We start from the raw sequence: 22679 nt of genomic DNA on the forward strand, positions 1-22679 counted from the left end.
GCCATGACCGGCGTGTGGGTCCTGCTGGCGGCACTTGTAGCGGCGACCGGGGTCGGCCTGGTGACCAGGGCGCGGGACGGCCGGTTCCGGGTGTCCCGGGTGCGCGGTGGTCCCCGGGGCGCCGGCGCGCGCCGCGGTGACCAGCACGGAGGTGGTGAACGTGAGGGTCGTGGGGACGCGGGTCCGGCGGCGGTGACCGGTGTCGGTGCGGTGCCGGGCCCTGATCCGGGCGATCACCGCCCCGAGGCGCCTGGCGAGACGGCGCCTGGCGAGACGGCGCGGGGCGGGCGGGGTGGTCTGACGGCGGAGCTTGCGGCGCTGGGGCACGTGCCCGGCGAGGTCGCGACCCTGCTGCAGTTCTCGACGGCGTTCTGCGCCCCCTGTCGGGTGGTCCGGAGGGTGCTCGCCGACGTCGCCGCGATCGTGCCGGGGGTGCGCCATGTCGAGGTGGACGCCGAGTCGCACCTGGAGTTGGTGCGCAGGCTGGGTGTGCGCCGGACGCCGACGGTGCTCGTCCTCGACGCCGAGGGTGTCGAGGCACGCAGGGCGAGCGGTGCGCCGCCGACCCGGGACGCCGTCCTGGCGACCCTCGCGTCGCTCGTCGAGTCGGCGCCCGGAGACCATCGGAAGGGTACTGATGGTGATTCGGTGGGTCTGTCGGGTAACGCTTAACACAGACGTGACGTTCGCTGCTACCGTGACACGAACCATGTGCAGCACTGAGCTGGTCAAGCGCCGCGCGGTCGACCTGTGCCGCGTGAGCAGCTGCTTGTGTCGCATCTTCTGACAGCGCGTTGACGTACGTCCGCGCCCGTGCCGGCCGGGTGTGGCAGCCCCGCCCGGCTGCCCGAGCTCGTTTGCAGGTCAGGAGAACAGCACCATGGTGGATCCACGTGGGCCGCGGTTCGCCGCGGCCGTGACCACTGTTGTACTCGCCGTAACGATCATTACCGGTAATCCGTGGCTCCTGCTCGCGCAGACCGTGGTCTTCCTGGTCGGCGCCGTGGCCGGGATCCGAAACGCCCCCTACGGGCTGGTGTTCCGTCACCTCGTCCGGCCGCGGCTCGGCCCGCCCGCCGACCTGGAGGACGAGGCGCCCCCGCGGTTCGCCCAGGCCGTGGGCGCCGTGTTCGGCGTGCTGGGAACCGTCGGGCTGCTCGCCGGGCCTGCCGCGCTGGGCTACTCGGCGGCGGCCCTCGCCTTCGCCGCGGCCTTCCTGAACGCGGCGTTCGGATTCTGCCTCGGATGCCAGATCCACCTCGTCCTACGTTCCGCAACCGTGAAGGGAGCACGCACATGAGCCGTGAGAACGCGCTGGTCGACGCGACCTGGGTGGAAGCCCACAGCGGCGACCCCAAGGTCGTCCTCGTCGAGGTCGACGAGGACGTGTCGGCCTACGACAAGGGCCATATCCCCGGCGCAGTGCGGCTTGACTGGAAGTCCGAGCTGCAGGACCCGGTGATCCGTGACTTCGTGAACAAGGAGCAGTTCGAGAAGCTCCTGTCGGAGAAGGGCATCGCCGACGACGACACCGTGGTGCTCTACGGCGGCAACAACAACTGGTTCGCCGCCTACGCCTACTGGTACTTCGTCCTCTACGGCCACGCCGAGGTCCGCCTGCTCGACGGCGGCCGCAAGAAGTGGGAGCTGGACGGCCGCGAGCTGACCATCGAGGTCACCCCGCGCGCGGCGACCAAGTACTCCGCCTCGGAGGCGCGTACCGACATCCGCGCGTTCCGCGACGAGGTCATCACCGCCATCGGTGACAAGAACCTGGTGGACGTCCGCTCGCCCGACGAGTTCAGCGGCCGCCTGCTCGCCCCGGCGCACCTGCCGCAGGAGCAGTCGCAGCGGGCCGGCCACGTGCCGACCGCGAAGAACATCCCGTGGGCGAGGACCGCCAACGAGGACGGCACCTTCAAGTCGAACGCCGACCTGGAGAAGCTGTACTCCGAGGCCGGTGTCGACCTGTCGAAGGACACCATCGCCTACTGCCGGATCGGGGAGCGCTCCGCGCACACCTGGTTCGCCCTGCACGAGCTGCTGGGCCTGGCGAACGTCAAGAACTATGACGGCTCGTGGACCGAGTACGGCTCCCTGGTGGGCGTGCCGATCGAGAAGGGTGCCTGATCATGTGTGGCGCTACCAGTGGTGGACCCTCGGTGGAAGGAATCGACGTGGCCAAGGAGACCGTGATCCAGGGCGTCGTGGTGAAGGACGGGTCGCCGGTCTCGACCGGCTACGCCCGGCTGCTCGACTCCGGCGGCGACTTCACCGCGGAGGTGCCGCTCTCGGCGACCGGCCAGTTCCGTTTCTTCGCCCGCCCCGGTGAGTGGACGGTCCGCGCGCTCGTCCCCGGCGGGAGCGGTGAGCGCAAGGTCGTCGCCCGGCAGGGCGAGCCGGTCGACACCCAGGTCGACGTCGCGGCCTGACCTCGTCTGACACTTCTGGGCATCCGGCTGGCAGCTTGGTGCCCGGTGGCGGCCGGGTCCCGAGGAATCGCCTCCCCGGGACCCGGCTGTTACGCGTGGGGCGCCATCCCAGGTGGGACGAGTGTGGCCCGGAGTGGTGGTCAGCTCGTGGCCTGGCGCGGGGCGGGAAACCTGTCGGCGGGCTCGGCGTCGTCCACGACGCCGAACGGGATGCTGGTGGGGACCGCGAAGGCCATCGGGCCCACGGTGAAGTGACGCAGGTCGTTGTCGACGGCGAAGGTCGCCGCGGCGCTGCGGTCGGGGAACGGCGCGACCACGCGACGGACCGTGTGCCGGCCCGCTCCCTCGAACTGCACCACGGCGAAGAGCATCTCGGACTCCGGCATCATGCGATCATGAAAGCGCATCCCGGCGTTCCGGTGAACGCGCCGCGTCGTGTGCTGTCAGTGGTCTGCCGTGCGCGTGCAGAAGTAGCGCGCATTCTCGGTGCACACGCACCGCTCATGTGCAGGTGCGTATAACGCGAACGTCAGCCACCTGCGGACGCCGGCCACATGCGGACGCCGGCGGAGCGGACGTCAGTAGACGAGCGCCTGGACGTCGTCGGCGAGCGCCTCACTCACGAAGACGGCCGCCCCGGCGATGCGGACCCCGGGAATGACGTCGTCCGGGCCGATCGACCGGCGGGCGGCGCACTGCGTGCACAGGGTCACCCGGCCGGCGGTGAGAATCGCGTCGAGAAGATCGTTCAACGGCGCGGCCTCCGGCAGCGAGAACTCCGCGGCACGCCCCGGGAGCGCGAACCAGGCCGATTCGCCGGTGAGCCACAGGGAGACATCCACTCCGGACGCGACGGCCACCGAGGCTACGGTGAAAGCCTGGGAGCAGCGTTCCGGGGCGTCGGCGCCGGCGGTCACCTTGACGAGCAGCGAACGGGTCACCCGTCCAGTGTGCCGTGCCGGGCCACCGCGGGCCGGCGGCTGGTAGCTGGTGGCTGGTGGCGGACACGCACCGGCCAGGTGCGGTACGGGGCAGGCGTTACGGAACGCGTCAGGGCACGGCCTAGGCTGTGGTCCGTGCTGCACTACTTCATGAGCGGCCTGCTGGTGGCCATGGCGATGCTGATCGCCTGGTTCTCCGGCTACGCCGTCTACAAGCTGTACGGAGGCCAGCGCTGAGCGGCCGGGCGAGAGGTGGCAGGACGATGAGGGCGGACGCGACCGGCGACACGGCGGCACGCGGCGACAGAGCGGCACACGGCGACACCGCGAGCGGCGGAGCTACCGGCGGCACGGCCGGGAACATCGCGACGGTCGACCTGCACCCGAGCCTGCTGCCGCTGGCGTTCCTCGTCGGGACCTGGCGCGGCGAAGGCGTCGGCGGCTACGAGGGCATGGAGTCGTTCCACTACGGCCAGGAGATCACCTTCGCGGCGGACGGGCGCCCCGCGCTCGGCTACGTCTCGCACACCTGGTGGTCCGACGAGCCGCGGGACGGCCGCGAGCCCGGCAGCCCGCTGGCCACCGAGACCGGCTTCTGGCGGGTCCAGCCACCGGCCACCGAGCCCGGCCCCGACGGGAAGGTGAACGGGAGCCCGGTCGTCGAGGTGATGCTCGCCCACCCCTTCGGCATCGCCGAGATCTACGTCGGGACGGTCACCGGAACCAGGATCGATCTCGACTCGAACGTCCTGATCAGGACGGCCACCGCCCGGGAGGTCACCCGGTCGGTCCGGCTGTACGGCCTGGTCGAGGGCGGTGACCTGGCGTACGCGATCGACATGGAGGCCGGCGGCAAGCCGCTGCAGTCCCACCTCTCCGCCCGCCTGCACCGCTCACCGTCCTGATCCGGCACCGGCCGGGTTACCGGCCGGTCGGGGCTGTCGGCCGGCGGCTGGGGCGTCAGGTGGGGCGGGGGGCGGTGCCGGCGTCGGCGGCCAGCCTGGCGCGCCAGGCGCGTTCGCGCTCGATGGCGCCGGCGAAGCCGAGCGCGATGGCCGGGTCGAAGTTGTCGTCGGCGTAGGAGCCGACGCAGCCGAGGAGGCGGTCGACCTCCTCGGCGGTGACCGCGGTCAGCGGGACCTGGCCGGTCAGGAAGATGTCGCCGACGCGGTCGATCGAGAAGTGCACGCCGTAGGTGCGGGCGTTCCGGCTGAGCAGGAAGCCGTAGGTACCGGCGGCGTTCTCGGCGGGCGCGCGCATGAAGAACGCCTCGACGAGCAGCGTGTGGTCCTGGACCACGAGCCAGGTCATGGTGCGCAGCTTGTGCTCGCCTTCGAGCGTGACCAGGAAGGCGCCGGTGTCGGGGTGCTCGTAGGCCACGCCGAGGTCGTCCAGGGCGGTACTGATCAGCTTGTCGAGCCGTTCGCGTTCCGCGCCGTCGATGGGTGCCGTCATGCGCAGGGACCTCCCCGTTCGTGGTGCCGGTCAAGCCGGGCGGGCGCGGTGACGCCGAGCCCGGCCGAACCCGCCGTCGGCGACGCTAGCCGACTCGGCGACGGAGGGTACGCCCGAGTGGCTGGTCCGCCGAGCGGGTCGGCGGTGACCGGCTCGCCGGGGCGGGTCAGACGGCGACGGCCGCTGGTGAGATCGCCGCCTGGTAGCTCGCGAGGACGCCCTTCGCGGTCGCTGTCCAGCCGAAGCTCGCGGCGCGCAGTCGGGCGCCTGTCGACAGGTGCCGGCGCCAGCGTTCCTCGGTGAGGATGCGTTCCAGGGCGTCGGCGTAGTCGGCGGGCTCCCAGCCGTGGACGAGGACTCCGGACGTCCCGTGGGCGACGGCGGTGCGCAGGCCGCCGACGGAGGCGGCCACCACGGGGGTGCCGCAGGCCTGGGCCTCGACCGCGACCAGGCCGAAGCTCTCGCTGTGGCTGGGGACGACGACCGCCGTCGCCGCGCGGTACCAGTGGGCGAGCTGCTCCTGGGGTACCGGCGGCTGGAAACGGACGATGTCGGTGATGCCGAGTTCGGCGGCGAGCTTGACCAGAGAGTCCGGGCGTTCGAGCCCGGAGCCGCTCGGGCCGCCGACGACGACGACCGCCAGCTGTCCGCGGCGGTCGGGGTCGCGGTGGATGAGTTCGGCCGCGGCGGCGAGCAGGACGTCCGGTGCCTTGAGCGGCTGGATGCGTCCGACGAAGAGGAGGAGCTGGGTGTCGGGGTCGAGGCCGACCCGCTCGCGGGCGGCCCGGGGGTCGCCGGGGCGGAAGACGTCGAGGTCGACACCGGGGGCGACCACGTCCACCTTGCCCGGCGCCGCGCCGTAGAGCTGGGTGAGGTGGCGGCGCTCGGTGTCGGTCGACGCGATGAGCCGCGTCGCCGCCTTGATGATCTCCTGCTCGCCCTGGACGCGCGGTTCCGGCTCGGGGCGGTCGCCGTCGGCGAGGGAGGCGTTCTTGACCCGCGCCAGGGTGTGGGCCGTGTGCACCAGAGGCACGCCCCACCGGCGGGCGGCCGACAGCCCGACCTGCCCGGACAGCCAGTAGTGCGAGTGGACGACGTCGAACCAGCCCGCTGCGTGGCCGGCCTCGGTGCGCAGGACGTCCGCCGTGAAGGCGCACAGCCAGGCGGGCAGCTCCTCGCGGCCGATGTCCTCGAACGGGCCGGCGGGCACATGCCGGACGATGACCCCGGGGGCGATCTCCAGGGCGGGTGGGAGCCGGCTGCTCACGGCCCGGGTGAAGACCTCCACCTCGGTGCCGAGCACGGCCAGCTGCCGGGCGAGCTCGATGACGTAGACGTTCATCCCGCCCGCGTCGCCGGTGCCGGGCTGCTCCAGGGGCGACGTGTGCATCGACAGCATCGCGACCCGCGAGGCTGGCTTCGGCCGGGCTGGTTCGGGATGTTCCGGCGGCGCGCCTCCGACCAGATGCACCAACCACCTCCACAGGCAGATCTACCCGACGACCGGCGCCAAAGCGGTTCAACACCGGGCGGTGGCCGTCCTATGCCCGCCCGGCACACTCGGTACGAGCTTGTATGTGCCCGGACCAGGTCGTCGCCATCCGACCGACTCCGCGCCACGGCGACGCTGTGCCAGTGCGACGCTGCACCACAGCGACGCTGTGCCAGTGCGACCCGGCATGACGGCGACCGTGTACAACAGCGTGCTTCGTGGTCGAGTTCTCCGATGGGGGGTGTGAGGGGTGTGACAGTCGCGCGGCGGCCGCCGAGGCTGGCGGCGGGGCGGGCGCGGGCGCTCGGACTGCCCACCCGGGGCACGACGGCGCCGAACCGGCTGCGCCGCGTCGACCGGTGGCTGACCTCGGCGGCCTGGTCGGCGTTGCGCGCCGCCGAGGACCCGCTCGTGGTCGACCTCGGGTTCGGGTCGTCGCCGGTCACCACCGTCGAGATGTACGACCGGCTGCGGCCGGTGCGGCCCCACCTGCGGGTGGTCGGGCTCGAGCTGGACCAGGGGCGGGTGGCCGCGGCGGCGCCGGCGGCCCGTCCGCCGGGGCTGGCGTTCGCGCGCGGCGGCTTCGAGCTCGCCGGACTGCGCCCGGTGGTGGTGCGGGCGATGAACGTGCTGCGCCAGTACGACGAGGAGGCGGTCGGCGCGGCGTGGGCGGCGATGGCCGGTCGGCTGCAGGACGGCGGGCTGCTGGTCGAGGGGACCTGCGACGAGATCGGCCGGCGGGCGTGCTGGTTCGCGGTCCCGCCCGGCGGGGTGCCCCGGACGCTGACCCTGTCGGCGCACCTGCCGAGTCTGGCCCGCCCGTCCGACCTGGCGCCGCGGCTGCCGAAGGCGCTGATCGCGCGCAACGTGCCCGGTGAGGACGTCCATGACCTGCTCACGGCGTTGGATCTGGCCTGGGAGCGGGCGGCTCCGCGTGGTCCGTTCGGGCCACGTCAGCGCTGGATCGGCGCCGTCGAGCTGCTGCGGCGGGACGGCTGGTCGGTGCTGGACGGCCCGCGCCGGTGGCGCCTCGGCGAGCTCACCGTCGCCTGGCCACCCCGCCCGCCGCGGACGTCCTGAGGCGCTTCAGCCGGTCGTGGCGTTCTCGAGGGCTTCGGTGAAGATCCGCAGCATGGCCTGGTCGAACAGGACGAAGCGGGCCTCGGTGACCGAGCTGGGGGTGGTGAGCACGGTGGTCACGGCGATGTCGGCGGCGTCGCGGGCCGGCCAGCCGTAGGCCCCCGCGCTCACCGCGGGCAGCGCGAGGGTCCGGGCCTCGATCTCGTCCGCGACGGCCAGGGAACGCGCGTAGCACGACCGGAGCAGGTGGGACCGGTCCTCGTGGGGGGTGTGGACCGGCCCGACGGTGTGGATGACGTGCTTCGCGGCGAGCCGGCCGGCGGTGGTCGCGACGGCCTCGCCGACGGGTAGCCCGCCGGGCAGGGCACCGGCCCGAAGACGGCGGCAGGCGGCCAGGATGTCGGGTCCGCCGGCGGCGTGGACCGCCCCGTCGACGCCGCCGCCCCCGAGCAGCGACGATTTGGCGGCGTTGACGATCGCGTCCACGGCCTGGGTGGTGATGTCGCCCTGAACTAGCCTCACCGTGACCATGCGGACACAGTACCGAGACCAGAGTGGGCCCCTCGCGGGAATGTCCGTTTGCCAGACGTCAACGGCCTGCGATGCGATGGAGGCGTGGCGGAGTTGGTCGTACTCGGGTTCGACAGCAGGCGCCAGGCCGAGCAGGTCTGGGAGCTGGGTCGGCGGCTGTCCCGGCAGGGGCTGGTCGACCTGGCTGACCGGGCGGTCGCGTGGCGCGAGGACAGCGGTGCGGTGCACGTGCGGCACGGGGCACGACGGATCAGATCAGCGGCGGTGGGCGGCGCGGCGTGCGGGGCCACCGTCGGTGCCGTCTTCCTGGCCCCGGTCGTGGGCCTGGCGATCGGCGCCGGCGGTGGGGCGCTCGCCGGCCGGCTCCTGATGGCCCAGGCGATGGACACTGGCATGATCCGGCGCATCGCCGGCCATCTGCAGCCCGGCCGTGCGGCGGTGTTCGCGCTGGTCCGCGAGTCCCGGCCGGCGGCGATCGCGGCGCTGCGCGAGCACCATCCGATGGTGATCAAAACCTCGCTGCCCCGGGAGCGGGAGGAGGCCCTGGCCCGCGCCCTGCGCTTTCAGTCGAGCCCGGCCTGAGGCGCCAGGGCTCCGAGCCCGGCTGAGGAGTCAGGCTCCCGATCCGGGCCGTCGAGCGGGCCCGAGGTGTCAGGCCCCCGGGCGGCGGGTGGGAGCGATCTTGTCGAGGACGGCGAGGTCGTCCGCTCGGGGCTGCCACTGGCCGGCCGCGGCGTTCGCCCGGACCTGCGCCGCGCTCGTCGCACCGGCGATCACGGAGGCGACCGCGGGCTGGGCGGCGAGGCCGCCGATCGCCACGTCCAGCAGGGAGCGGTCCCGCTCCCTGGCGAAGGTCTCCAGGGTCTCCACCCGATCGAACAGGTCGTCGGTGAGCTCGTCCTGACGGCCCGCCATCCGGGTGCCGGCCGGCGGCGCCTCGTCGCGCAGGTACTTGCCGCTCAGGACGCCGTTCTCCAACGGGAAGTAGGGGATGACCCCGATCCCGTACTTGAGGGCGGCCGGCACCAGCTCGGCCTCGACGTCCCGGACGAGCAGGTTGTAGTGGTTCTGGGCCGAGATGAACCGGGTGGTGCCGGACGCCCGTGCCGTCCACTCGGCGTCGGACACCTGCCAGGCGTCCAGGTTGCACGACCCGACGTAGCGGACCTTGCCCTCCTGGACGAGCTCGCCGAGCGCCTCCAGCGTCTCCTCGATGGGAGTGAAGGCGTCCAGGTTGTGGAGCTGGTACAGGTCGATGTAGTCGGTCTGCAGCCGGCTCAGCGACCCCTCGACCGCCTTGCGGATGTAGCGGCGGGAGGCGCGTGCGTTGAAGTCCTGGCCGTACATGCCGCCCATGTCGTTGCCGACCTTGGTGGCGAGGACGACGTCGTCGCGCCGGCCCCGGAGCACGTGCCCCAGCAGGGTCTCCGAGCCGCCCTTGTTCCCGTAGGTGTCGGCGGTGTCGAAGAAGTTGATCCCGGAGTCAAGGGCGGCCTCGACGACGGCACGCGTACCGGTCAGGTCGACCCTGGACCCGAAGTTGTTGCATCCCAGCCCGACGACGGAGACCATCAGGCCCGAAGATCCCAGGGGGCGATAACGCATGCCCTTAATACAACACGCGCACCACGAACCGTCAGCAATCAGGGTCTGGGGTTCGTGGTGCGCGCAGCTGTGGTGTTGATTTTTTGTTCTGCTGTTTTCAGTTCGGTGTCGCGGCGTCGCTGACGGCGCGGCCCGTGGCGGTGGCCGCCCGGCGGGTGGAGGTGCGCGCGGCCCGCGTCTGGCTGACGGCCGTCTTCGTCTGCTTCACCGCCTCCTCCGTCGCGGGGCTGCGCCGGATGCCGGCGACGCGCTTCTCGCCCCGGCTGGCGAAGGAGTTGTAGAGCTGGGTCGCCCGGCCCTGCAGGTCGGAAATCTGCGACCCGACGGTCACCGGAAGCGCGAGGACGGCCGAGCCGACCTGGACGGGCACCTTGGCCGCCTGGGCCGGGATCTGGCTGACCCGGTCCGAGATGCGCCGGACCTCTGTCCCGTAGGCCGTGGGAAGCGTCCGGAGCTTCTCGACCGCGAGATCGGCGGCGCCGACCGACGCGTACAGGGGCTTGCGAACATCGGAGGTTGCCGCGGGCGTGTCGCTCTTCGTCTTCGTGCCGGTGCGGGCGGTAGCCATGTGATCTCCTAGCGATCTCCGCTGGTTGTGATGGTGTTGGGTCAGGTGTTTGACGGCCCCGCGGGCGGGGTCCGGCTCGTGGTGGCCTCGCCGGCACCGTCCTCCGGTGCCACCGGGGCGCTCCTCGTACTGCTGCTACGCGGGCCTCGCCGGCCGTCCCCCGCCTTGCGGGTCGCCGCGCGCCGCGTCGTGGACGTCGGCTCGCCCGCCGTGGCGGCGGTCTTGCGCCGGGTCGTCGCGGGCCTGGTCCGCCCGGCGGGCCCCGGCCCGGCCTCGCCCGGGGCTTTCCCGCCCGGGGTGGTCTCGCCATGCTCGGCGGCAGAGGCCGCGCGGTCCGTGCCCGACGGGGATGCCGCCGAGCGCGGCGCGGGTGCCGCGGAGCCGGGCTCGGTGTCGGTCAGAGCGTCGGTCGCGGTGCCGGCCTCGACGTCGGCTTCGGTGTCGCCGGCCTCTGCCGCGGCCGGGCCCCGCGCGCCGGGGGTCAGCCCGGCGAGCGCGTTCTCCCGGCGGAACGCGTCGTAGATGTCGACGATGACCTGCTTCTGGCGTTCGGTCAGCGTCTCGTCGGCGTGGACGGCGGCCAGCAGGTCCTCGCCGCCCTCGCGTTCCTCGAGGATGCCGGCCTGCACGTAGAGGACCTCCGCCGAGATGCGCAGGGCCTTCGCGATCTGCTGCAGGATCTCGGCCGAGGGCCGGCGCAGGCCGCGCTCGATCTGGCTGAGGTAGGGATTGCTCACCCCCGCCTGGCGGGCGAGCTGGCGCAGTGAGATCTGCGCGCCGCGCCGCTGCTCGCGGATGAAGTCGCCGACATCCCGCACATGGATAGCCGCCACCGCCGTCGTCGACCTCCACAGGAACAACCGGTCAAGAGGAGGTCGACGATACGGGCTGATGCTAGCTGTGGCAAGCGGGCAGTTAGCGCAGTTGGGCCATTCGGCGCACCGCGGTCAGCTTCCCTTCTCGGCCTGCGCCAGCCAGGCGCGCTGGGTCGCGAGGGCGTTCTCGGTCTCGGTGATCTCGCGGGCCCGGCCGGCGGCGCGGGCGCGCTCCAGCTTCGCCTCGAGCTTCGCCACCGACTCGCGCAGCTTCGTCAGGAACGGGGACTCGGCGATGTCGCGACGGTCCCAACGGGCGTCGGAGGCATCGCGCAGCTTGTCCCCGATGGCGTTGAGCTGGCGTTCCAGGCTGCCGACCGCCTCGCGGGGCACCCGGCCGATCGCGTCCCAGCGCTCCTGGATCTCGCGGTACCGGCGCAGCGACCGCTCGACGTCGACGGGATCGAGCGCGGCGGCCTCGACGAGCAGCTCCTCCTTGCGGGCCTGGTTGGCGATCTGCTCCGCGTCGCGCTCGGCGTTCACGGCGTTGCGCCGGCTGAAGAAGCCGTCCTGCGCGGCCCGGAACCGGGCCCACAGCTCGTCGTCGACGTCCTTGGCGGCCCGGCCGGCCGCCTTCCACTCGACCATCAGCGCGCGGTACCGCGCGGTCGTCGGGCCCCAGTCCGTCGAGTCCGACAGCGCGACGGCCTCGGCGATGATCGCCTCCTTGCGCTCGCGTGAGCGCGTGCGCTGGGTGTCGAGCGCGGCGAAGTGCGAGGTGCGGCGGCGGGTGAACTCGTCGCGGGCCGCGGCGATCCGCCGCCACAGCGCCGAGTCGGTCCGCTTGTCGACACCGGTGATCGCGCGGAAATCGTCGCCGATGGTCCGGAAACGCTCGCTCGTCACCTTCCACTCGGAGCTGCGGGCGAGCTGTTCGGCCTCGGTGACCAGCTCCTCCTTGGCGGTGACCGCGGCGGCGACCCGGCGGGCCCGCTCGGCGGCGAGCTCCGTGCGGCGGGTGTCCGTGGCCGCCAGGACGGCGTCGAGCCGCGCGGCCAGGGCGTCGACGTCGCCGACGACCGAGGCCTGGGCCAGCCCCTCCCGCAGCCGGCGGGCGCTGCCGGCGATGCCGCCGGGGTCGACGCCACTCACCGTCAGCCGCCGCTCCAGCAACACCACCTCGGCGAGGAGGTCGTCGTAGCGGCGGCGGAAGTGGGCCAGGCCCTCCTCAGGGCTGCCCGCGCGCCACGAGCCGACCGCGCGCTCGCCGTCGGCGGTGCGCAGGTACACGGTGCCGTCGGCATCCACCCGGCCCCAGTCGTCGCCGAGTTCGTCCCGCCCGCCGGAAGGTCCGTCCCCGTCATGGTGGTGGGCGGGCCCACCAGGTCCGGTGCCGTGGCGTCCGCTGTCATCGCGGTCGCCGTCGCTGCGGTCACTCATCGCGTTCCCGAAGATCGACATCAAGATGCCTGTCATTGTTGCAGGCATCCGGCCGGAAGGGGACCGCTGGCGGCTATCGAATGAAGAAGGAGGTTCGCCGAACCTGCCCGCAACCGGTGTCGCCCCCGGGCGTGTCGGTGCGCGTCGGCCGCCGGGACGCCGCCGGGACGCCGCCGGGGACGTCACCGGGATACGACCAGGATGTCGCTGTCGCGGGTGCCTGGCGGTGTGGCCGCGCGGCGCGAGCGTCGTCACCATGGCGCGGCTCTGTTCGGTGTGTCATCAGGCGCTGGCCGTAAAAGACGTCGGGCGTTCATCTTTTCCCGCCCCCCGGTGTGTGCGGACCGGTCGCCGTCGGGCCAAGATGCGTAACCGTGGCGCAGGGGACCAGAGCCGGGCGGGACGGCTGGCGGGCGGCCGCGCTGTTGACGCCCGCCTTTGTCGGGCTGTGTGTGTTCGTCATCGGCCCGGCGATCGTGTCGGCCTTCGTCGCCGGCACCGACAAGAACCTCACCGGCCCGGACTTCCACTGGGTGGGGACGGCGAACCTGCGCGAGGCACTGGCGGACCCCGATCTCGGCCAGGCCGTCCGCAACACGCTGGTCTACTGCCTGTTGACGGTCATTCCGTCCGTTCTGTTCGGCCTGTTGCTGGCGCTCGCGGCCGAACGGGTGACCCGCGGCCGGGCGGCCGTCCGATTCGCGTTGTTCCTGCCGGCGAGTGCGAACATCGTGGCGATGGCTGTGGTCTTCCAGTACATCTTCGACAGCAGCCCCGACGGGCTGGCCAACACTCTCGTCGGATTCGTCGGCATCGATCCGGTGAACTGGCTCGGTGACCGCGCCACCGCTCTCCCGGTCGTCGCGCTGGTCGGTGGCTGGCGGCTGACCAGTTTCGTCTTCGTGGTCTATCTGGCCGGCCTGACCGCGATTCCGCGCTCGGTGTACGAGGCGGCCGACGTGGACGGCGTCCGCGGGCTCGCCCGGCTGCGCCACGTCACGCTGCCGCTGCTGGCCCCGACGACGGTGTTCCTGGGGGTGTTCGTCACCGTCCTGACGTTGCAGACGTTCGAGACGGTCGCGGTGCTCACCGAGGGCGGGCCCCTGGACTCCAGCACGACGATCATCTACTACATCTACAAGGTCGGTTTCACGGGTTCGTTCCGGATCGGCTACGCATCCATGATCGCCCTGTTGCTGCTGGTCGGGGTGGTGCTCGTCGGCGCGGCGGGAGCGCTGCTGGGCCGGCGCGTCCGGATGGCCAGGCAGCTCGACGGCATGGGCGCCGAGGATCCCGTCGCCGAAGGAGGCCGGTCATGACCAGCGAGGCGGCGAGCCCGCGGCACCGCGCCGGTGCCGGCCGGGCGCCCGGTTCGAAGCGTTCGGCAGGCGCCGGGCGGCGCGCCGTGCCGTTCTGGTCGTCGCTGTCGGCGGCGGGCCGGTTCGGGTTCCTCGCGGTCGGTATCACCGCCGCGCTCCTCCCGTTCGTCTGGATGCTGCGCACCGCGGTCGGCCCGCCGCAGAACGCCCTGCGGCTCTCGGCGAACCCGATCCCGTCCTCGGTGGGCTTCGGGGCGTTCGAGAACGCCTGGCAGGCGGGTGATCTAGGCCCCGCGCTGCTGACCGGGATCGGCGTGAGCCTCGCCGTCCTGGCGCTGCAACTGCTCACCGGGATCCCGGCGGCGTACGCGTTCGCCTGGGTGCCCTTCCGGGGGCGCGGGCTGCTGTTCGGCGTCGTGCTGGCCACCCTGCTCGTCCCGCCGCAGGTGACCGCCGTGCCGAACTACGTCACGATCTCGGCGCTCGGGTTCGCCGACACCCGGGTGGGCCTGGTGCTGCCGTTCATGACGCAGGCCGCCGCGATCTTCCTGCTCCGTCAGTACATGTCGACGATCCCGGTGTCGGTGCTCGAGGCCGCGCGGATGGACGGCCTGGGGACGCTGCGCACCCTGCGCACCGTCGTCGTCCCGCTGAGCATGCCCGCGATCGCCACGGTCAGCGTCTTCAGCTTCCTGCTCTCGTTCAACGAGTACCTGTGGCCGCTGCTCGTCGCCCGCTCGCCCGACATCGCGACACCCCCGCTCGCGCTCGCCGGGCTCGCCACCAGGACTTCCGCGTTCCCCGACTTCACCCAGCTCGCCGCGGGCTCGCTGATCATCAGCCTGCCCACCCTCGTCGTGTTCGTTGTCGCCCAGCGCCGGTTGACGGCCGGCATCACCGGAACCGGGCTCGCGGCGTGACCGCCGAACGGGCGAGCCTCCCGAGAGGAAGATCCGTGACCCGATTCCGACGCGCGGTGCCGCTCGCCGTGGTGGCGGCGCTGTTCCCGCTGGCGGCCTGTGGCGGAGGCGGCTCGACGCCGGCCAGCCCGGGGGAGGGCCTGCGCCCGACCGCGCGCACCGCGGCCGCCGGCGTGGACGACGTCGAGGGCGCGAAGGCGTCCCCGCAGTGCGCCGCCCAGGTGAAGACGCTGCGGATGTACGCCGTGGGGAACCTGAACGACGTGGCGAAGTCCGGCAAGGCGTACATGGAGAAGACGCATCCCGGCCTCACGGTCGAGATCGTCGCCACCGCGCCCAACTATGTGGCGCTGGTGCAGCAGCTCAGCGCGGACCGCTCAGCCCACCAGCAGGTCGACGTCGCGGTCGCCGGCTTCGACGTGCTGCCGGTCTTCGCCGACCAGCTCGGCGCGCAGGAACTCTCCCCGCGGCTGCTGCGGGCCTCCTACGACCAGCGGATGGTCCCGCTCGGCCAGGTCGGCGGCCGCCAGGTCGGCATCCCCCAGCAGGTCTCGACGCTGACGCTGGTCTACAACCTCGACATCCTCGAGAAGGCCGGGGTCGACCCGAAGACGCTGACCACCACGGACGGTGTGATCGCCGCGGCCGACAAGATCAAGGCGTCCGGGCAGGACGTCCAGCCGATCGACATCCCGACCGGTCAGCAGTTCGGGCAGTGGGCGCTGAACACCCTCGCCAGCTCGAAGGGCGCGCCGATCCAGGACGAGGCGGGCCGGCCGCGGCTGAACAGCCCGCAGGCGCTCGAGGCCGCCCGGTTCCTGGCGAAGGTCGGGACGTACGGGCCGCAGTCCGACGACCCGACCAACCAGGGCCTGCTGCGGTTCGGTATCCGCAAGCAGACCGCGATGACGATGGTGACGGTCGCGGCCCTCGCGGGCGGCCTGAAGTTCATCCAGGACCAGGGGGCGCAGGGCTTCCGGGCCGGCGCGGTGCCGTTCCCGACGCTGCCGGGCGGAAAGCAGGCGCCGGTCGCGGGCGGCAACGCGCTGACCGTGCTGTCCACCGACCAGTGCCAGAAGGAGATGGCTACCGAGCTGGTCGTGTCGCTGCTGGCCCCCGACGTCGTGGCGGCGAGCACCGAGTCGCTGAGCTACCTGCCCGTGGACACCGAGGCGCTGACCCGGCTGGAGCCGTTCTACCGCCAGTACCCGCAGCTGCTGCCGTTCAACGACCTCATCCCGTCGCTGGTCGCGCCGCCGTCGTGGGGCGGCGCGCGCGGCGGGGAGCTCCCGCCGGCCCTGTCCGACCAGGTCGTGCGCATCATGACCGGGGCGGACGTCGACAAGACCCTCGCCGCGGCGCAGGCCGAGGCCGAGACCCTGACCCGGTGACGGCGAACCCGGTGCCGGCGAGCCCGGTCACCGCCACCTCGGGGGCCCGGATCGAGGCGGTGGGCATCGGCCGGGACTTCGGCTCCGTGCACGCCCTCGCCGGGGTCGACCTGGCGATCGAGGCCGGTGAGATCGTCGCCCTGCTCGGCCCGTCCGGGTCGGGCAAGTCGACGCTGCTGCGCATCCTCGCCGGGCTGGACGCGCCGACCTCGGGTGACCTGCGTTTCGACGGCGACAGCCAGCTCGGCGTCCCGCCGCACCGGCGTGACGTCTCGATGGTCTTCCAGCACTTCGCCCTCTACCCGCACCTGTCCGCGACGGACAATCTCGTGCTGGCCCTGCGCTACGGGCGCGGGATGTCCAAGGCGGCGGCCCGGGAGCGCGCCGCCGAGACGCTGCGGATGCTCGGCATCGCCGACCTCGCCCGGCGGCGCCCCGCCCAGATGTCGGGCGGGCAGCGCCAGCGGGTGGCGATCGGGCGCGCGCTGGCCACCCGGGCCCGCGTCGTCCTGCTGGACGAGCCGATGTCCGGGCTGGACGCGAAGCTGCGGGTGGAGCTGCGGGTGGAGATCGTCGGCCTGCTGCGCCAACTGGGCACCACCGCCGTGTTCGTCACCCACGACCAGGCCGAGGCGATGGCGGTGGGCGACCGGGTGGCGGTGATGAACCGGGGCGCCGTCGAGCAGATCGGCACCCCGGACGAGATCTACGACCTGCCGGCCACCCGGTTCGTCGCGACGTTCGTCGGCAGCCCGCCGATGAATGTCTTCGAGGGCACCTGGGCGGACGGCATCCTGCGCGGACCGGGCTTCTCCGCGCCGGCACCCGCCGCCGCGGTCGCCGTCGGGGTGCGGCCCGAGCACCTGAGGCTCGGCGACTCCGCCGCGGCCGCGTCCGGCACCCGCTCGCCGTCCGGCGGCGGGATCGGCGCCCGCGCCGGTGTCGGTGTCGGCACGGCCGCCGGGACGGGCGTGGGTGACGGGTTCCGGGTGAAGGGGCACGTCGTTGTCGCCGAGCGGCTCGGTGCGGAGCGCACCGTCTATGTGCGATCGGCGGCCGGAACGCTCGGGGTGCGGGTGGCGGCCCAGGTGCGGGTCGCGCCCGACGAGCCGGTCACGGTGACCGCGCCGGCCTCGGCACTGCTCTGTTTCGGCCCGGACGGCCGGTCGCTGCCGATCCCCCCGGCGCGCCAGCCGTCCTGACCACCACCGCTGACCTGCACCTCAGGACCTCCGGAGTGTTCCTCCGGAGGTCCTTTGTCGTTTCGTGGGTGTCCTGAGGCCCCCAAGTCCGGACCATGGAGAGTTCGGACCTTAGACCCTGGCCGGCGCCTGTCGGATGGCTGATGCTCATTCTGGGGCAAAGGCGGCTGTGCTCCGACCTGTGTCTAAGGCGGATCATCCCCGTGGCCCCGGCCGGCAGCCCTCGCGCGGGTGCCGGCGGCGGGGCCGCCTCGGCCGGCCTCGGGCGCGAGTGCCCGTCCGCGAGGCGGGCGGAGTGCGGGTGGACTTGTCCGGCCCTGTGCCGCATCTGGCGCCTACGGGACGATGCGGGCATCGTCGCACGCGCTTTGGCGAGCGAACCGTGCAATTGCGTCGCTGAAGTGGTCCGTGCGTTACCTCTTCGCTCACAACGCACTCTCCATCGCCCTGGGACACGAAGATGTCGCGACATAGCGTTGCTAGCTGGTCACGCAAGCGACTGTGTCAGCGACTAGAGGAGAGACGTCGATGCTGACGGACAATGCCCACGCCTGCACCCATCCCCTCGCCTTCGTCCGCGCTCAGCGTGGGTGGTCCTACCAACGGCTGGCACGCGTCGTCGCGCGTCGGGCCCGAGATCTCGGGGTCGCGAACATGGCCGCCGAGCGGCAGAAGGTCTGGCGCTGGGAGCACCGCGGGGTCGTGCCCGACCGTGTCTCCCAGCTGGCGCTCGCCGCCGAGCTCGGGGTCCCGACCGACCGGCTGGAGTCCCACCCGTGGCCGTCCTGGCTGCCGACCGGTGACGCCGTGCGCACGGAGTACCCGTGGACGGCCTCGGGCAGCGTCACCTCGCTCATGGACGTCGTCGAGGACGCGCTGACCGACCGCCGCGGCTTCCTGACCATCACCGGGCCCGGTGTCGCGTCGCTGTCGTCGGAGTGGCTCGGCCTGGAGCCGGCCCGGCTGCAGGCCGCGCTCGCCGGCGGCCAGGTGGACGAGCAGATCGTCAACCGGATCGAGCACAACATCCCCGGCCTGCGGGTGATGGACGAGCGTCTCGGCGGGGAGAGCGTGCGGCGGCTGGTGGACGCCGAGCTCGGCGTGGTCGCCGACCTGCTCGCCCGCGGCTCCTACACCGAGGCGATCGGCCGGCACCTGCACCTGGTCGCGGCCGAGCTCGCCCGGTTCGCCGGCTGGGTCTCCTTCGACGCCGGCTTCCAGACCGCGGCGCAGCGGTACTGGGTGACCGCGCTGCACGCCGCGCACGCCGCGGGGGACCGGATGCTCGGCGCGAACGTCCTGAAGAACATGTCGCTGCAGTGCGTGGACTTCGCCCGGCCGCGTGAGGCGGTCGACCTGGCGGAGGCCGCGGTCGCCAGCGCGCGGCGGGCGACCGGCCGGGTCGCGGCGATGCTGCAGATGCGCCGGGCCCGCGCGCACGCCGCGCTGGGCGAGGCCAGCGCCTGCGCCCAGGCGCTGGCCTGCGCCGAGGCGGCGTTCGTCGAGGCACGCGCGGAGGACCCGGCCTGGTCGGCCTACTTCGACGACGCCGAGTACCAGGCGCAGGTCGGCAGCTGCTACATCGACCTCGGCCACCTCGTGCACGCCGATCGCTGGCTCGAGGGCTCGCTGGCCATCCACCCGCACGAGCGCACCCGGGACCGCGCGACCTACCTGTTGCGGCGGGCCGCCGTCCAGATTGACCTGGGCAACCTCGACGGTGGGTGCTCGCTGGCGAAGGAGGCCCTGCCGATGCTGGAGGCGACCCGGTCGAAGCGGAACAGCCGGCGTGCCGACGAGGTCCGGCGGCGGCTGCGCCGGCACTCGGCGGACCCGGCCGCGCGTGAGCTCGACCAGATACTGGCCCGCACGGCCTGAGTGACCGGCGGCCCGCCGGTCATCCCGGCGGCCGCCGGACAGGCGGGCGGTGGCCGCCGGTCAGCCTCCGCCGCCGGTCAGCCTCCGGTGTCTCCGGTGTGCGGGTGCAGCAGGCGCCCCGCGGGACGGGTCGGCTGCTCCGGGCCGGCCTCGGGGTCGATCGTCGCCGCCACCTGGGCGCCGTCGGGGTCGGTGACGACGAGCACCGCGTCCGCCGGAAGCGAGCGCTTCACCACGGCCAGCGCGATCGGGCCCAGCTCGTGATGCATCTCGGACGCCCCGACGAAGCCGACCGCGCGACCGCCCGCGGTGACCGGGGTACCCGGAGCCGCGACGGCGCCGTCCAGGTGCAGCAGCACCATGCGCCGAGGCGGGCGACCCAGGTTGTGCACCCGGGCGACGGTCTCCTGGCCGCGGTAGCACCCCTTGTCCAGGTGTACGGCGGCCGGCAGCCAGCCCACCTCGTGCGGGATGGTGCGGTGGTCGGTCTCCCGGCCCAGGCGCGGCCGGCGCGCGGCGATCCGCAGCGCCTCGAACGCGCTCAGGCCGGCCGGGGTGGCTCCGGCGCCCACCAGCTGGTCGGCGATCGTGGCGAGATCCGCGCGTGCGACCAGCAGGTCCAGCCCGTAGGGCATCCGGCGGATCAGGGGGGCCAGGCCGCCCACGGCCGCGCCGGTGGCGGTCGGGTCGGTCGCGGCCGCCGCACGGGTGACCGGGTACGGGCCGGTGGTCACGGCACCGGCCGCGGTGGGGGAGCCCGCGGCGGCAGTGCCCGCGGCAGGACCGCCGCCTGCCTCGCCGGGGACGGCCGACGGCCCGAGCACGGCCCGGGCGACGTCATCCGCGTTCGGGCCGAGCAGCGACAGGACGGCCGTCTCGGCCGTGGCGTCAGCCGGCTCGACCCGGAGCATGAACCGCATCGACTCCAGGAAGGACAGCAGCCGCGGCGCGCTCCCGGGCTCGACGTCGATCCAGGTGGCGGTGCCGTCGTCGGCGAGCACCAGATGGTGCTCGATGTGGCCGTGCGGGGAGAGCACCAGTGCCTCGGTGCCTCGCCCCGGGGCCAGCTGCGACAGGTGCTGCGAGGTCAGACTGTGCAGCCAGGTGAGCCGCTCCGGACCGGTGACGCGCAGCACGCCGCGGTTGGAGCGGTCGACCAGCACCGCGGTGGTGACTGCCCGGCGCTGCTCGCGCAGCGGATCGCCGTAGTGGGCCGCGACCGTCGCGTCCGGCTCGGGGGCCGCGACCGCTCCGGGCCGCGCGAGCAGCGGAGACGGGGCCGGGGCCGGCCGGAGGGCCTGCGTGTCGGTGCTCATGCCAGGTCTAACGCCTTCCGGCCGCTGTGCACTCCGCGCACCGGCCCGCCAGTGTGAGGTGCTCCATGTCGACGGTGAAGCCCAGCTCCGCGCGCAGCTCGCCGACGATGCCCGCGAGCCGCTCGGGCGAGATCTCCAGGATGGCCCCGCAGGCGCCGCAGACCAGGTGCACGTGCGGGTCGACCCCGGTGACGTGGTAGGTCGGCGCGCCGTGTGAGAGGTGCGCGTGCGAGACGAGGTCGAGCTCCTCGAGGAGGTCGAGGGTGCGGTAGACGGTGGAGATGTTCACGCCGCTGGCTGTCTGCCGGACCTCGTGGACGATCGCCTCCGGGGTGGCGTGGCCCAGCCTGGCGACGGCCTCCAGCACCAGTTGGCGCTGCGGCGTCAGGCGGTACCCACGCGCACGTAGCCGTGTGTGCCAGTCGTCGACCTCGGCCGCCATGGAGAAAGTCTAGGCCCCGCCGCGCGGATCCCGGCGGGGCGGACCACACCCTGCTCCTCGCGGAGCACCAGTGGAAAAAACCGTTTGCGACGGCGGTCGGCTGGCGCGTAGCGTTCCCTGTACACGAGAAGGGAGGTGGTCCAGGCTTTGTATGCACATAGGACTCGTGAGGTGACTGTCCGCTAGCCGGTCTCGTGGTCCTCACCCCCTGCCGGGTGGCCCTCGGGCACCGGCACCGGCGAGTACCAGGCAGACACCCGACCCCCGGGTGCCGTCGTTAGTCCCGACGGCCCGTCCCGCCCTATGCGGGGCGGAGCACCCGGGGGTCGCTGCGTTTCCGGCGGTGCACGGGACCAGCGGAGGACACTGGCCGAGCACCGGGCCGAGCGGGCAGGATTCACCTATGCCGACGCTCGTCCTGCTCCGCCACGGCGAGAGCACGTGGAACCGTGAAAACCTGTTCACCGGCTGGGTGGACGTCGATCTGTCCGAGAAGGGCCTCAAGGAGGCCACGCGCGGCGGGGAGCTGCTCCAGGAGGCGGGGGTCCTGCCCGACGTGGTGCACACCTCGCTGCTCACCAGGGCCATCCGCACCGCGTGGCTGGCCCTGGACGCGGCCGGGCGCACCTGGGTGCCGGTGCGCCGCAGTTGGCGCCTCAACGAGCGGCACTACGGCGGCCTGCAGGGGCTGAACAAGGCGGAGACCCTGGCGAAGTTCGGCGACGAGCAGTTCCTGCTCTGGCGCCGCTCCTACGACACGCCGCCGCCGCCCATCGAGCCGAGCCAGCCGAGCGGCGTCGACGAGCGGTACGCCGACCTCGCTCCCGATGTGATCCCGCTCACCGAATGCCTGCGCGACGTCGTTGTCCGGATGCTGCCCTACTGGTATGACTCGATCGTCCCGGACCTGCGCTCCGGCGCGACGGTGCTCGTCACGGCGCACGGGAACTCGCTGCGGGCGCTGGTCAAGCACCTCGACGGGATCTCCGACACCGACATCGCGAACCTGAACATCCCGACCGGCATCCCGCTGCGCTACGAGCTGGACGACGATCTCAAGGTGCTGGACTCGGGCTATCTCGACCCGGCCGCGGCGGAGACCGCCGCCGCGGCCGTCGCGGCTCAGGGCAAGAAGAAGTAGTCGCCAGGCGGGCGGCGAGAAGCCGGGGCGGGCGGGTCGTCAGCCCGCCTTCTCGCCGGTGACCAGGTAGATCACCCGGCGGGCGACCGACACGGCGTGGTCGGCATAGCGCTCGTAGTAGCGGCCGCACAGGGTGATGTCGATGGCGGCCTCCATGCCGTGGGTCCACGGCTTCTCGATCAGCACGTGGAACAGGGCACGGTGCAGCCCGTCCATCGCGTCGTCGTCGGCCTCCAGCTCCTTGGCGAGCTCGGCGTCCCGGCTGGCGATCACCGAGCCGGCCTTGGCGACGATGCGCTGCGCGACCTGGCCCATCTGCAGCATCGTGGCGTGCAGCTCGGGCGGGACCGCCCGCCCGGGGTAGCGGCGCCGGGCGACCTTGGCCACGTGCAGGGCGAGGTCGCCCATCCGCTCCAGGTCGGCGACGATACGCAGCGTGGTCACCATCATCCGCAGGTCGGTCGCGACCGGGGCCTGCCGGGCCATCACATCGAAGGCCCGCTCCTCGATCTCGTTGCGGAGCAGGTCGACGGTCTCGTCCGCGCTGATCACGTTCTCGGCGAGCTGAAGATCGGCGTCCAGGAGCGAGGTGGTGGCCCGTGCCATCGCCGACGCGACCATGCTGGTCATCTCGATCAGCGATTGGTTGATGCTTTCCAGTTCTTCCTGGAAGACGTCCCGCACAGACGGCTCCTTACAGCTAGGGGAGGC

General features: G+C 72.8%; 26 protein-coding genes. 14 read left to right on the forward strand and 12 right to left on the reverse strand.

From position 1 onward, the window contains the following. The first annotated feature begins 3 nt into the window (after positions 1-3). The 5 genes from FMEAI12_RS38305 (at position 4) to FMEAI12_RS17960 (ending at position 2432) form a co-directional block, all read left to right on the forward strand. Positions 4-672 carry a thioredoxin family protein gene (locus tag FMEAI12_RS38305; protein ID WP_235014140.1) on the forward strand — a complete coding sequence of 223 codons (669 nt, stop codon included), beginning with the start codon at positions 4-6 and terminating at the stop codon, positions 670-672. A gap of 37 nt (positions 673-709) precedes the next feature. Next, the gene (locus FMEAI12_RS39990) at positions 710-787 is read left to right on the forward strand and encodes a putative leader peptide (RefSeq protein WP_368672084.1); all 78 of its coding nucleotides are present in this window, start codon (positions 710-712) and stop codon (positions 785-787) included. 93 nt (positions 788-880) lie between these two features. Continuing rightward, positions 881-1300, forward strand: coding sequence for a DUF4395 domain-containing protein (locus FMEAI12_RS17950; RefSeq protein WP_112106929.1), 420 nt, complete (start codon positions 881-883; stop codon positions 1298-1300). Further along, the gene (locus FMEAI12_RS17955) at positions 1297-2130 is read left to right on the forward strand and encodes a sulfurtransferase (protein WP_071066507.1); all 834 of its coding nucleotides are present in this window, start codon (positions 1297-1299) and stop codon (positions 2128-2130) included. Before FMEAI12_RS17950 ends, FMEAI12_RS17955 begins: the two co-directional genes overlap by 4 nt. A gap of 2 nt (positions 2131-2132) precedes the next feature. Beyond that, positions 2133-2432: a DUF1416 domain-containing protein gene (locus FMEAI12_RS17960; RefSeq protein WP_020463590.1), complete on the forward strand. Its 300-nt coding sequence runs from the start codon at positions 2133-2135 to the stop codon at positions 2430-2432. 140 nt (positions 2433-2572) lie between these two features. On the opposite strand, the gene FMEAI12_RS17965 is transcribed toward FMEAI12_RS17960, so the two are convergent. Beyond that, positions 2573-2821 (reverse strand): hypothetical protein, encoded by a 249-nt coding sequence (locus FMEAI12_RS17965; RefSeq protein ID WP_112106930.1) that lies wholly within the window; start codon positions 2819-2821, stop codon positions 2573-2575. A 189-nt stretch (positions 2822-3010) separates the two neighbouring features. After that, the gene (locus FMEAI12_RS17970) at positions 3011-3373 is read right to left on the reverse strand and encodes a DsrE family protein (protein WP_112106931.1); all 363 of its coding nucleotides are present in this window, start codon (positions 3371-3373) and stop codon (positions 3011-3013) included. 263 nt (positions 3374-3636) lie between these two features. Here FMEAI12_RS17970 and FMEAI12_RS17975 point away from each other — a divergent pair, with 263 nt between their 5' ends. Further along, on the forward strand, positions 3637-4278 hold the full coding sequence (locus tag FMEAI12_RS17975) for an FABP family protein (RefSeq protein WP_112106932.1): 642 nt from the start codon (positions 3637-3639) through the stop codon (positions 4276-4278). Between the two features lie 55 nt (positions 4279-4333). Here FMEAI12_RS17975 and FMEAI12_RS17980 read toward each other — a convergent pair whose 3' ends face one another. Beyond that, positions 4334-4828, reverse strand: a complete 495-nt coding sequence (locus FMEAI12_RS17980) for a YbjN domain-containing protein (RefSeq protein WP_112106933.1) — start codon at positions 4826-4828, stop codon at positions 4334-4336. A gap of 166 nt (positions 4829-4994) precedes the next feature. Beyond that, complete coding sequence (gene mshA / locus FMEAI12_RS17985) at positions 4995-6299, reverse strand: D-inositol-3-phosphate glycosyltransferase (protein WP_071066503.1); 1305 nt, start codon at positions 6297-6299, stop codon at positions 4995-4997. A gap of 255 nt (positions 6300-6554) precedes the next feature. Between mshA and FMEAI12_RS17990 the strand changes: the two genes are divergently transcribed. Next, positions 6555-7400: a class I SAM-dependent methyltransferase gene (locus tag FMEAI12_RS17990; protein WP_112106934.1), complete on the forward strand. Its 846-nt coding sequence runs from the start codon at positions 6555-6557 to the stop codon at positions 7398-7400. A 6-nt stretch (positions 7401-7406) separates the two neighbouring features. On the opposite strand, the gene FMEAI12_RS17995 is transcribed toward FMEAI12_RS17990, so the two are convergent. Beyond that, positions 7407-7931 (reverse strand): O-acetyl-ADP-ribose deacetylase, encoded by a 525-nt coding sequence (locus FMEAI12_RS17995; protein WP_112106935.1) that lies wholly within the window; start codon positions 7929-7931, stop codon positions 7407-7409. Between the two features lie 84 nt (positions 7932-8015). On the opposite strand from FMEAI12_RS17995, the gene FMEAI12_RS18000 reads away from it, so the two are divergent. Beyond that, the gene (locus FMEAI12_RS18000) at positions 8016-8513 is read left to right on the forward strand and encodes a DUF1269 domain-containing protein (protein WP_165938533.1); all 498 of its coding nucleotides are present in this window, start codon (positions 8016-8018) and stop codon (positions 8511-8513) included. A 69-nt stretch (positions 8514-8582) separates the two neighbouring features. On the opposite strand, the gene FMEAI12_RS18005 is transcribed toward FMEAI12_RS18000, so the two are convergent. The 4 genes from FMEAI12_RS18005 to FMEAI12_RS18020 all read right to left on the reverse strand — a co-directional run bounded on the left by FMEAI12_RS18005 (position 8583) and on the right by FMEAI12_RS18020 (position 12395). Then, the gene (locus FMEAI12_RS18005) at positions 8583-9536 is read right to left on the reverse strand and encodes an aldo/keto reductase (RefSeq protein ID WP_112106936.1); all 954 of its coding nucleotides are present in this window, start codon (positions 9534-9536) and stop codon (positions 8583-8585) included. A gap of 97 nt (positions 9537-9633) precedes the next feature. Then, the gene (locus FMEAI12_RS18010; RefSeq protein WP_112106937.1) at positions 9634-10104 is read right to left on the reverse strand and encodes a hypothetical protein; all 471 of its coding nucleotides are present in this window, start codon (positions 10102-10104) and stop codon (positions 9634-9636) included. A gap of 41 nt (positions 10105-10145) precedes the next feature. Further along, positions 10146-10937 carry a helix-turn-helix domain-containing protein gene (locus tag FMEAI12_RS39500; RefSeq protein WP_112106938.1) on the reverse strand — a complete coding sequence of 264 codons (792 nt, stop codon included), beginning with the start codon at positions 10935-10937 and terminating at the stop codon, positions 10146-10148. Positions 10938-11051: 114 nt separating this feature from the next. Continuing rightward, the gene (locus FMEAI12_RS18020; RefSeq protein ID WP_235014142.1) at positions 11052-12395 is read right to left on the reverse strand and encodes a DUF349 domain-containing protein; all 1344 of its coding nucleotides are present in this window, start codon (positions 12393-12395) and stop codon (positions 11052-11054) included. Between the two features lie 338 nt (positions 12396-12733). Between FMEAI12_RS18020 and FMEAI12_RS18025 the strand changes: the two genes are divergently transcribed. The 5 genes from FMEAI12_RS18025 (at position 12734) to FMEAI12_RS18045 (ending at position 19069) form a co-directional block, all read left to right on the forward strand. Further along, complete coding sequence (locus tag FMEAI12_RS18025; protein ID WP_112106940.1) at positions 12734-13678, forward strand: carbohydrate ABC transporter permease; 945 nt, start codon at positions 12734-12736, stop codon at positions 13676-13678. After that, positions 13675-14598 (forward strand): carbohydrate ABC transporter permease, encoded by a 924-nt coding sequence (locus FMEAI12_RS18030; RefSeq protein WP_071066494.1) that lies wholly within the window; start codon positions 13675-13677, stop codon positions 14596-14598. Before FMEAI12_RS18025 ends, FMEAI12_RS18030 begins: the two co-directional genes overlap by 4 nt. A 35-nt stretch (positions 14599-14633) precedes the next feature. Beyond that, positions 14634-15989 (forward strand): extracellular solute-binding protein, encoded by a 1356-nt coding sequence (locus FMEAI12_RS18035; RefSeq protein ID WP_112106941.1) that lies wholly within the window; start codon positions 14634-14636, stop codon positions 15987-15989. Between the two features lie 11 nt (positions 15990-16000). Further along, positions 16001-17191 (forward strand): ABC transporter ATP-binding protein, encoded by a 1191-nt coding sequence (locus FMEAI12_RS18040; protein WP_112106947.1) that lies wholly within the window; start codon positions 16001-16003, stop codon positions 17189-17191. Between the two features lie 528 nt (positions 17192-17719). Continuing rightward, on the forward strand, positions 17720-19069 hold the full coding sequence (locus tag FMEAI12_RS18045; RefSeq protein ID WP_071066492.1) for a transcriptional regulator: 1350 nt from the start codon (positions 17720-17722) through the stop codon (positions 19067-19069). A 77-nt stretch (positions 19070-19146) separates the two neighbouring features. Here FMEAI12_RS18045 and FMEAI12_RS18050 read toward each other — a convergent pair whose 3' ends face one another. Further along, positions 19147-20385, reverse strand: coding sequence for a folate-binding protein YgfZ (locus tag FMEAI12_RS18050; RefSeq protein WP_112106942.1), 1239 nt, complete (start codon positions 20383-20385; stop codon positions 19147-19149). Positions 20386-20392: 7 nt separating this feature from the next. Continuing rightward, positions 20393-20827, reverse strand: coding sequence for a Fur family transcriptional regulator (locus FMEAI12_RS18055; protein ID WP_071066490.1), 435 nt, complete (start codon positions 20825-20827; stop codon positions 20393-20395). A gap of 403 nt (positions 20828-21230) precedes the next feature. On the opposite strand from FMEAI12_RS18055, the gene FMEAI12_RS18060 reads away from it, so the two are divergent. Next, a complete protein-coding gene (locus FMEAI12_RS18060) occupies positions 21231-21968 on the forward strand; it encodes a phosphoglyceromutase (RefSeq protein WP_071066489.1) in 738 nt (245 codons plus the stop codon). Positions 21969-22007: 39 nt separating this feature from the next. Here FMEAI12_RS18060 and phoU read toward each other — a convergent pair whose 3' ends face one another. Continuing rightward, positions 22008-22652, reverse strand: a complete 645-nt coding sequence (phoU, locus tag FMEAI12_RS18065; RefSeq protein WP_020463569.1) for a phosphate signaling complex protein PhoU — start codon at positions 22650-22652, stop codon at positions 22008-22010. Positions 22653-22679: the final 27 nt, after the last annotated feature.

It is taken from the genome of Parafrankia sp. Ea1.12, assembly GCF_900465275.1.
In the GTDB taxonomy this organism is placed as follows: Bacteria; Actinomycetota; Actinomycetes; order Frankiales; family Frankiaceae; genus Parafrankia; species Parafrankia soli.

Excerpts from the sequence above, each read along its gene's own strand:
- FMEAI12_RS38305 (WP_235014140.1), top strand. The coding sequence starts at position 4 with ATGACCGGCGTGTGGGTCCTGCTGGCGGCACTTGTAGCGGCGACCGGG.
- FMEAI12_RS39990 (WP_368672084.1), top strand. The coding sequence starts at position 710 with ATGTGCAGCACTGAGCTGGTCAAGCGCCGCGCGGTCGACCTGTGCCGC.
- FMEAI12_RS17950 (WP_112106929.1), top strand. The coding sequence starts at position 881 with ATGGTGGATCCACGTGGGCCGCGGTTCGCCGCGGCCGTGACCACTGTT.
- FMEAI12_RS17955 (WP_071066507.1), top strand. The coding sequence starts at position 1,297 with ATGAGCCGTGAGAACGCGCTGGTCGACGCGACCTGGGTGGAAGCCCAC.
- FMEAI12_RS17960 (WP_020463590.1), top strand. The coding sequence starts at position 2,133 with ATGTGTGGCGCTACCAGTGGTGGACCCTCGGTGGAAGGAATCGACGTG.
- FMEAI12_RS17965 (WP_112106930.1), bottom strand. The coding sequence starts at position 2,821 with ATGATGCCGGAGTCCGAGATGCTCTTCGCCGTGGTGCAGTTCGAGGGA.
- FMEAI12_RS17975 (WP_112106932.1), top strand. The coding sequence starts at position 3,637 with ATGAGGGCGGACGCGACCGGCGACACGGCGGCACGCGGCGACAGAGCG.
- FMEAI12_RS17980 (WP_112106933.1), bottom strand. The coding sequence starts at position 4,828 with ATGACGGCACCCATCGACGGCGCGGAACGCGAACGGCTCGACAAGCTG.
- FMEAI12_RS17990 (WP_112106934.1), top strand. The coding sequence starts at position 6,555 with ATGGGGGGTGTGAGGGGTGTGACAGTCGCGCGGCGGCCGCCGAGGCTG.
- FMEAI12_RS17995 (WP_112106935.1), bottom strand. The coding sequence starts at position 7,931 with ATGGTCACGGTGAGGCTAGTTCAGGGCGACATCACCACCCAGGCCGTG.
- FMEAI12_RS18005 (WP_112106936.1), bottom strand. The coding sequence starts at position 9,536 with ATGCGTTATCGCCCCCTGGGATCTTCGGGCCTGATGGTCTCCGTCGTC.
- FMEAI12_RS18010 (WP_112106937.1), bottom strand. The coding sequence starts at position 10,104 with ATGGCTACCGCCCGCACCGGCACGAAGACGAAGAGCGACACGCCCGCG.
- FMEAI12_RS18020 (WP_235014142.1), bottom strand. The coding sequence starts at position 12,395 with ATGACAGGCATCTTGATGTCGATCTTCGGGAACGCGATGAGTGACCGC.
- FMEAI12_RS18030 (WP_071066494.1), top strand. The coding sequence starts at position 13,675 with ATGACCAGCGAGGCGGCGAGCCCGCGGCACCGCGCCGGTGCCGGCCGG.
- FMEAI12_RS18045 (WP_071066492.1), top strand. The coding sequence starts at position 17,720 with ATGCTGACGGACAATGCCCACGCCTGCACCCATCCCCTCGCCTTCGTC.
- FMEAI12_RS18050 (WP_112106942.1), bottom strand. The coding sequence starts at position 20,385 with ATGAGCACCGACACGCAGGCCCTCCGGCCGGCCCCGGCCCCGTCTCCG.
- FMEAI12_RS18055 (WP_071066490.1), bottom strand. The coding sequence starts at position 20,827 with ATGGCGGCCGAGGTCGACGACTGGCACACACGGCTACGTGCGCGTGGG.
- FMEAI12_RS18060 (WP_071066489.1), top strand. The coding sequence starts at position 21,231 with ATGCCGACGCTCGTCCTGCTCCGCCACGGCGAGAGCACGTGGAACCGT.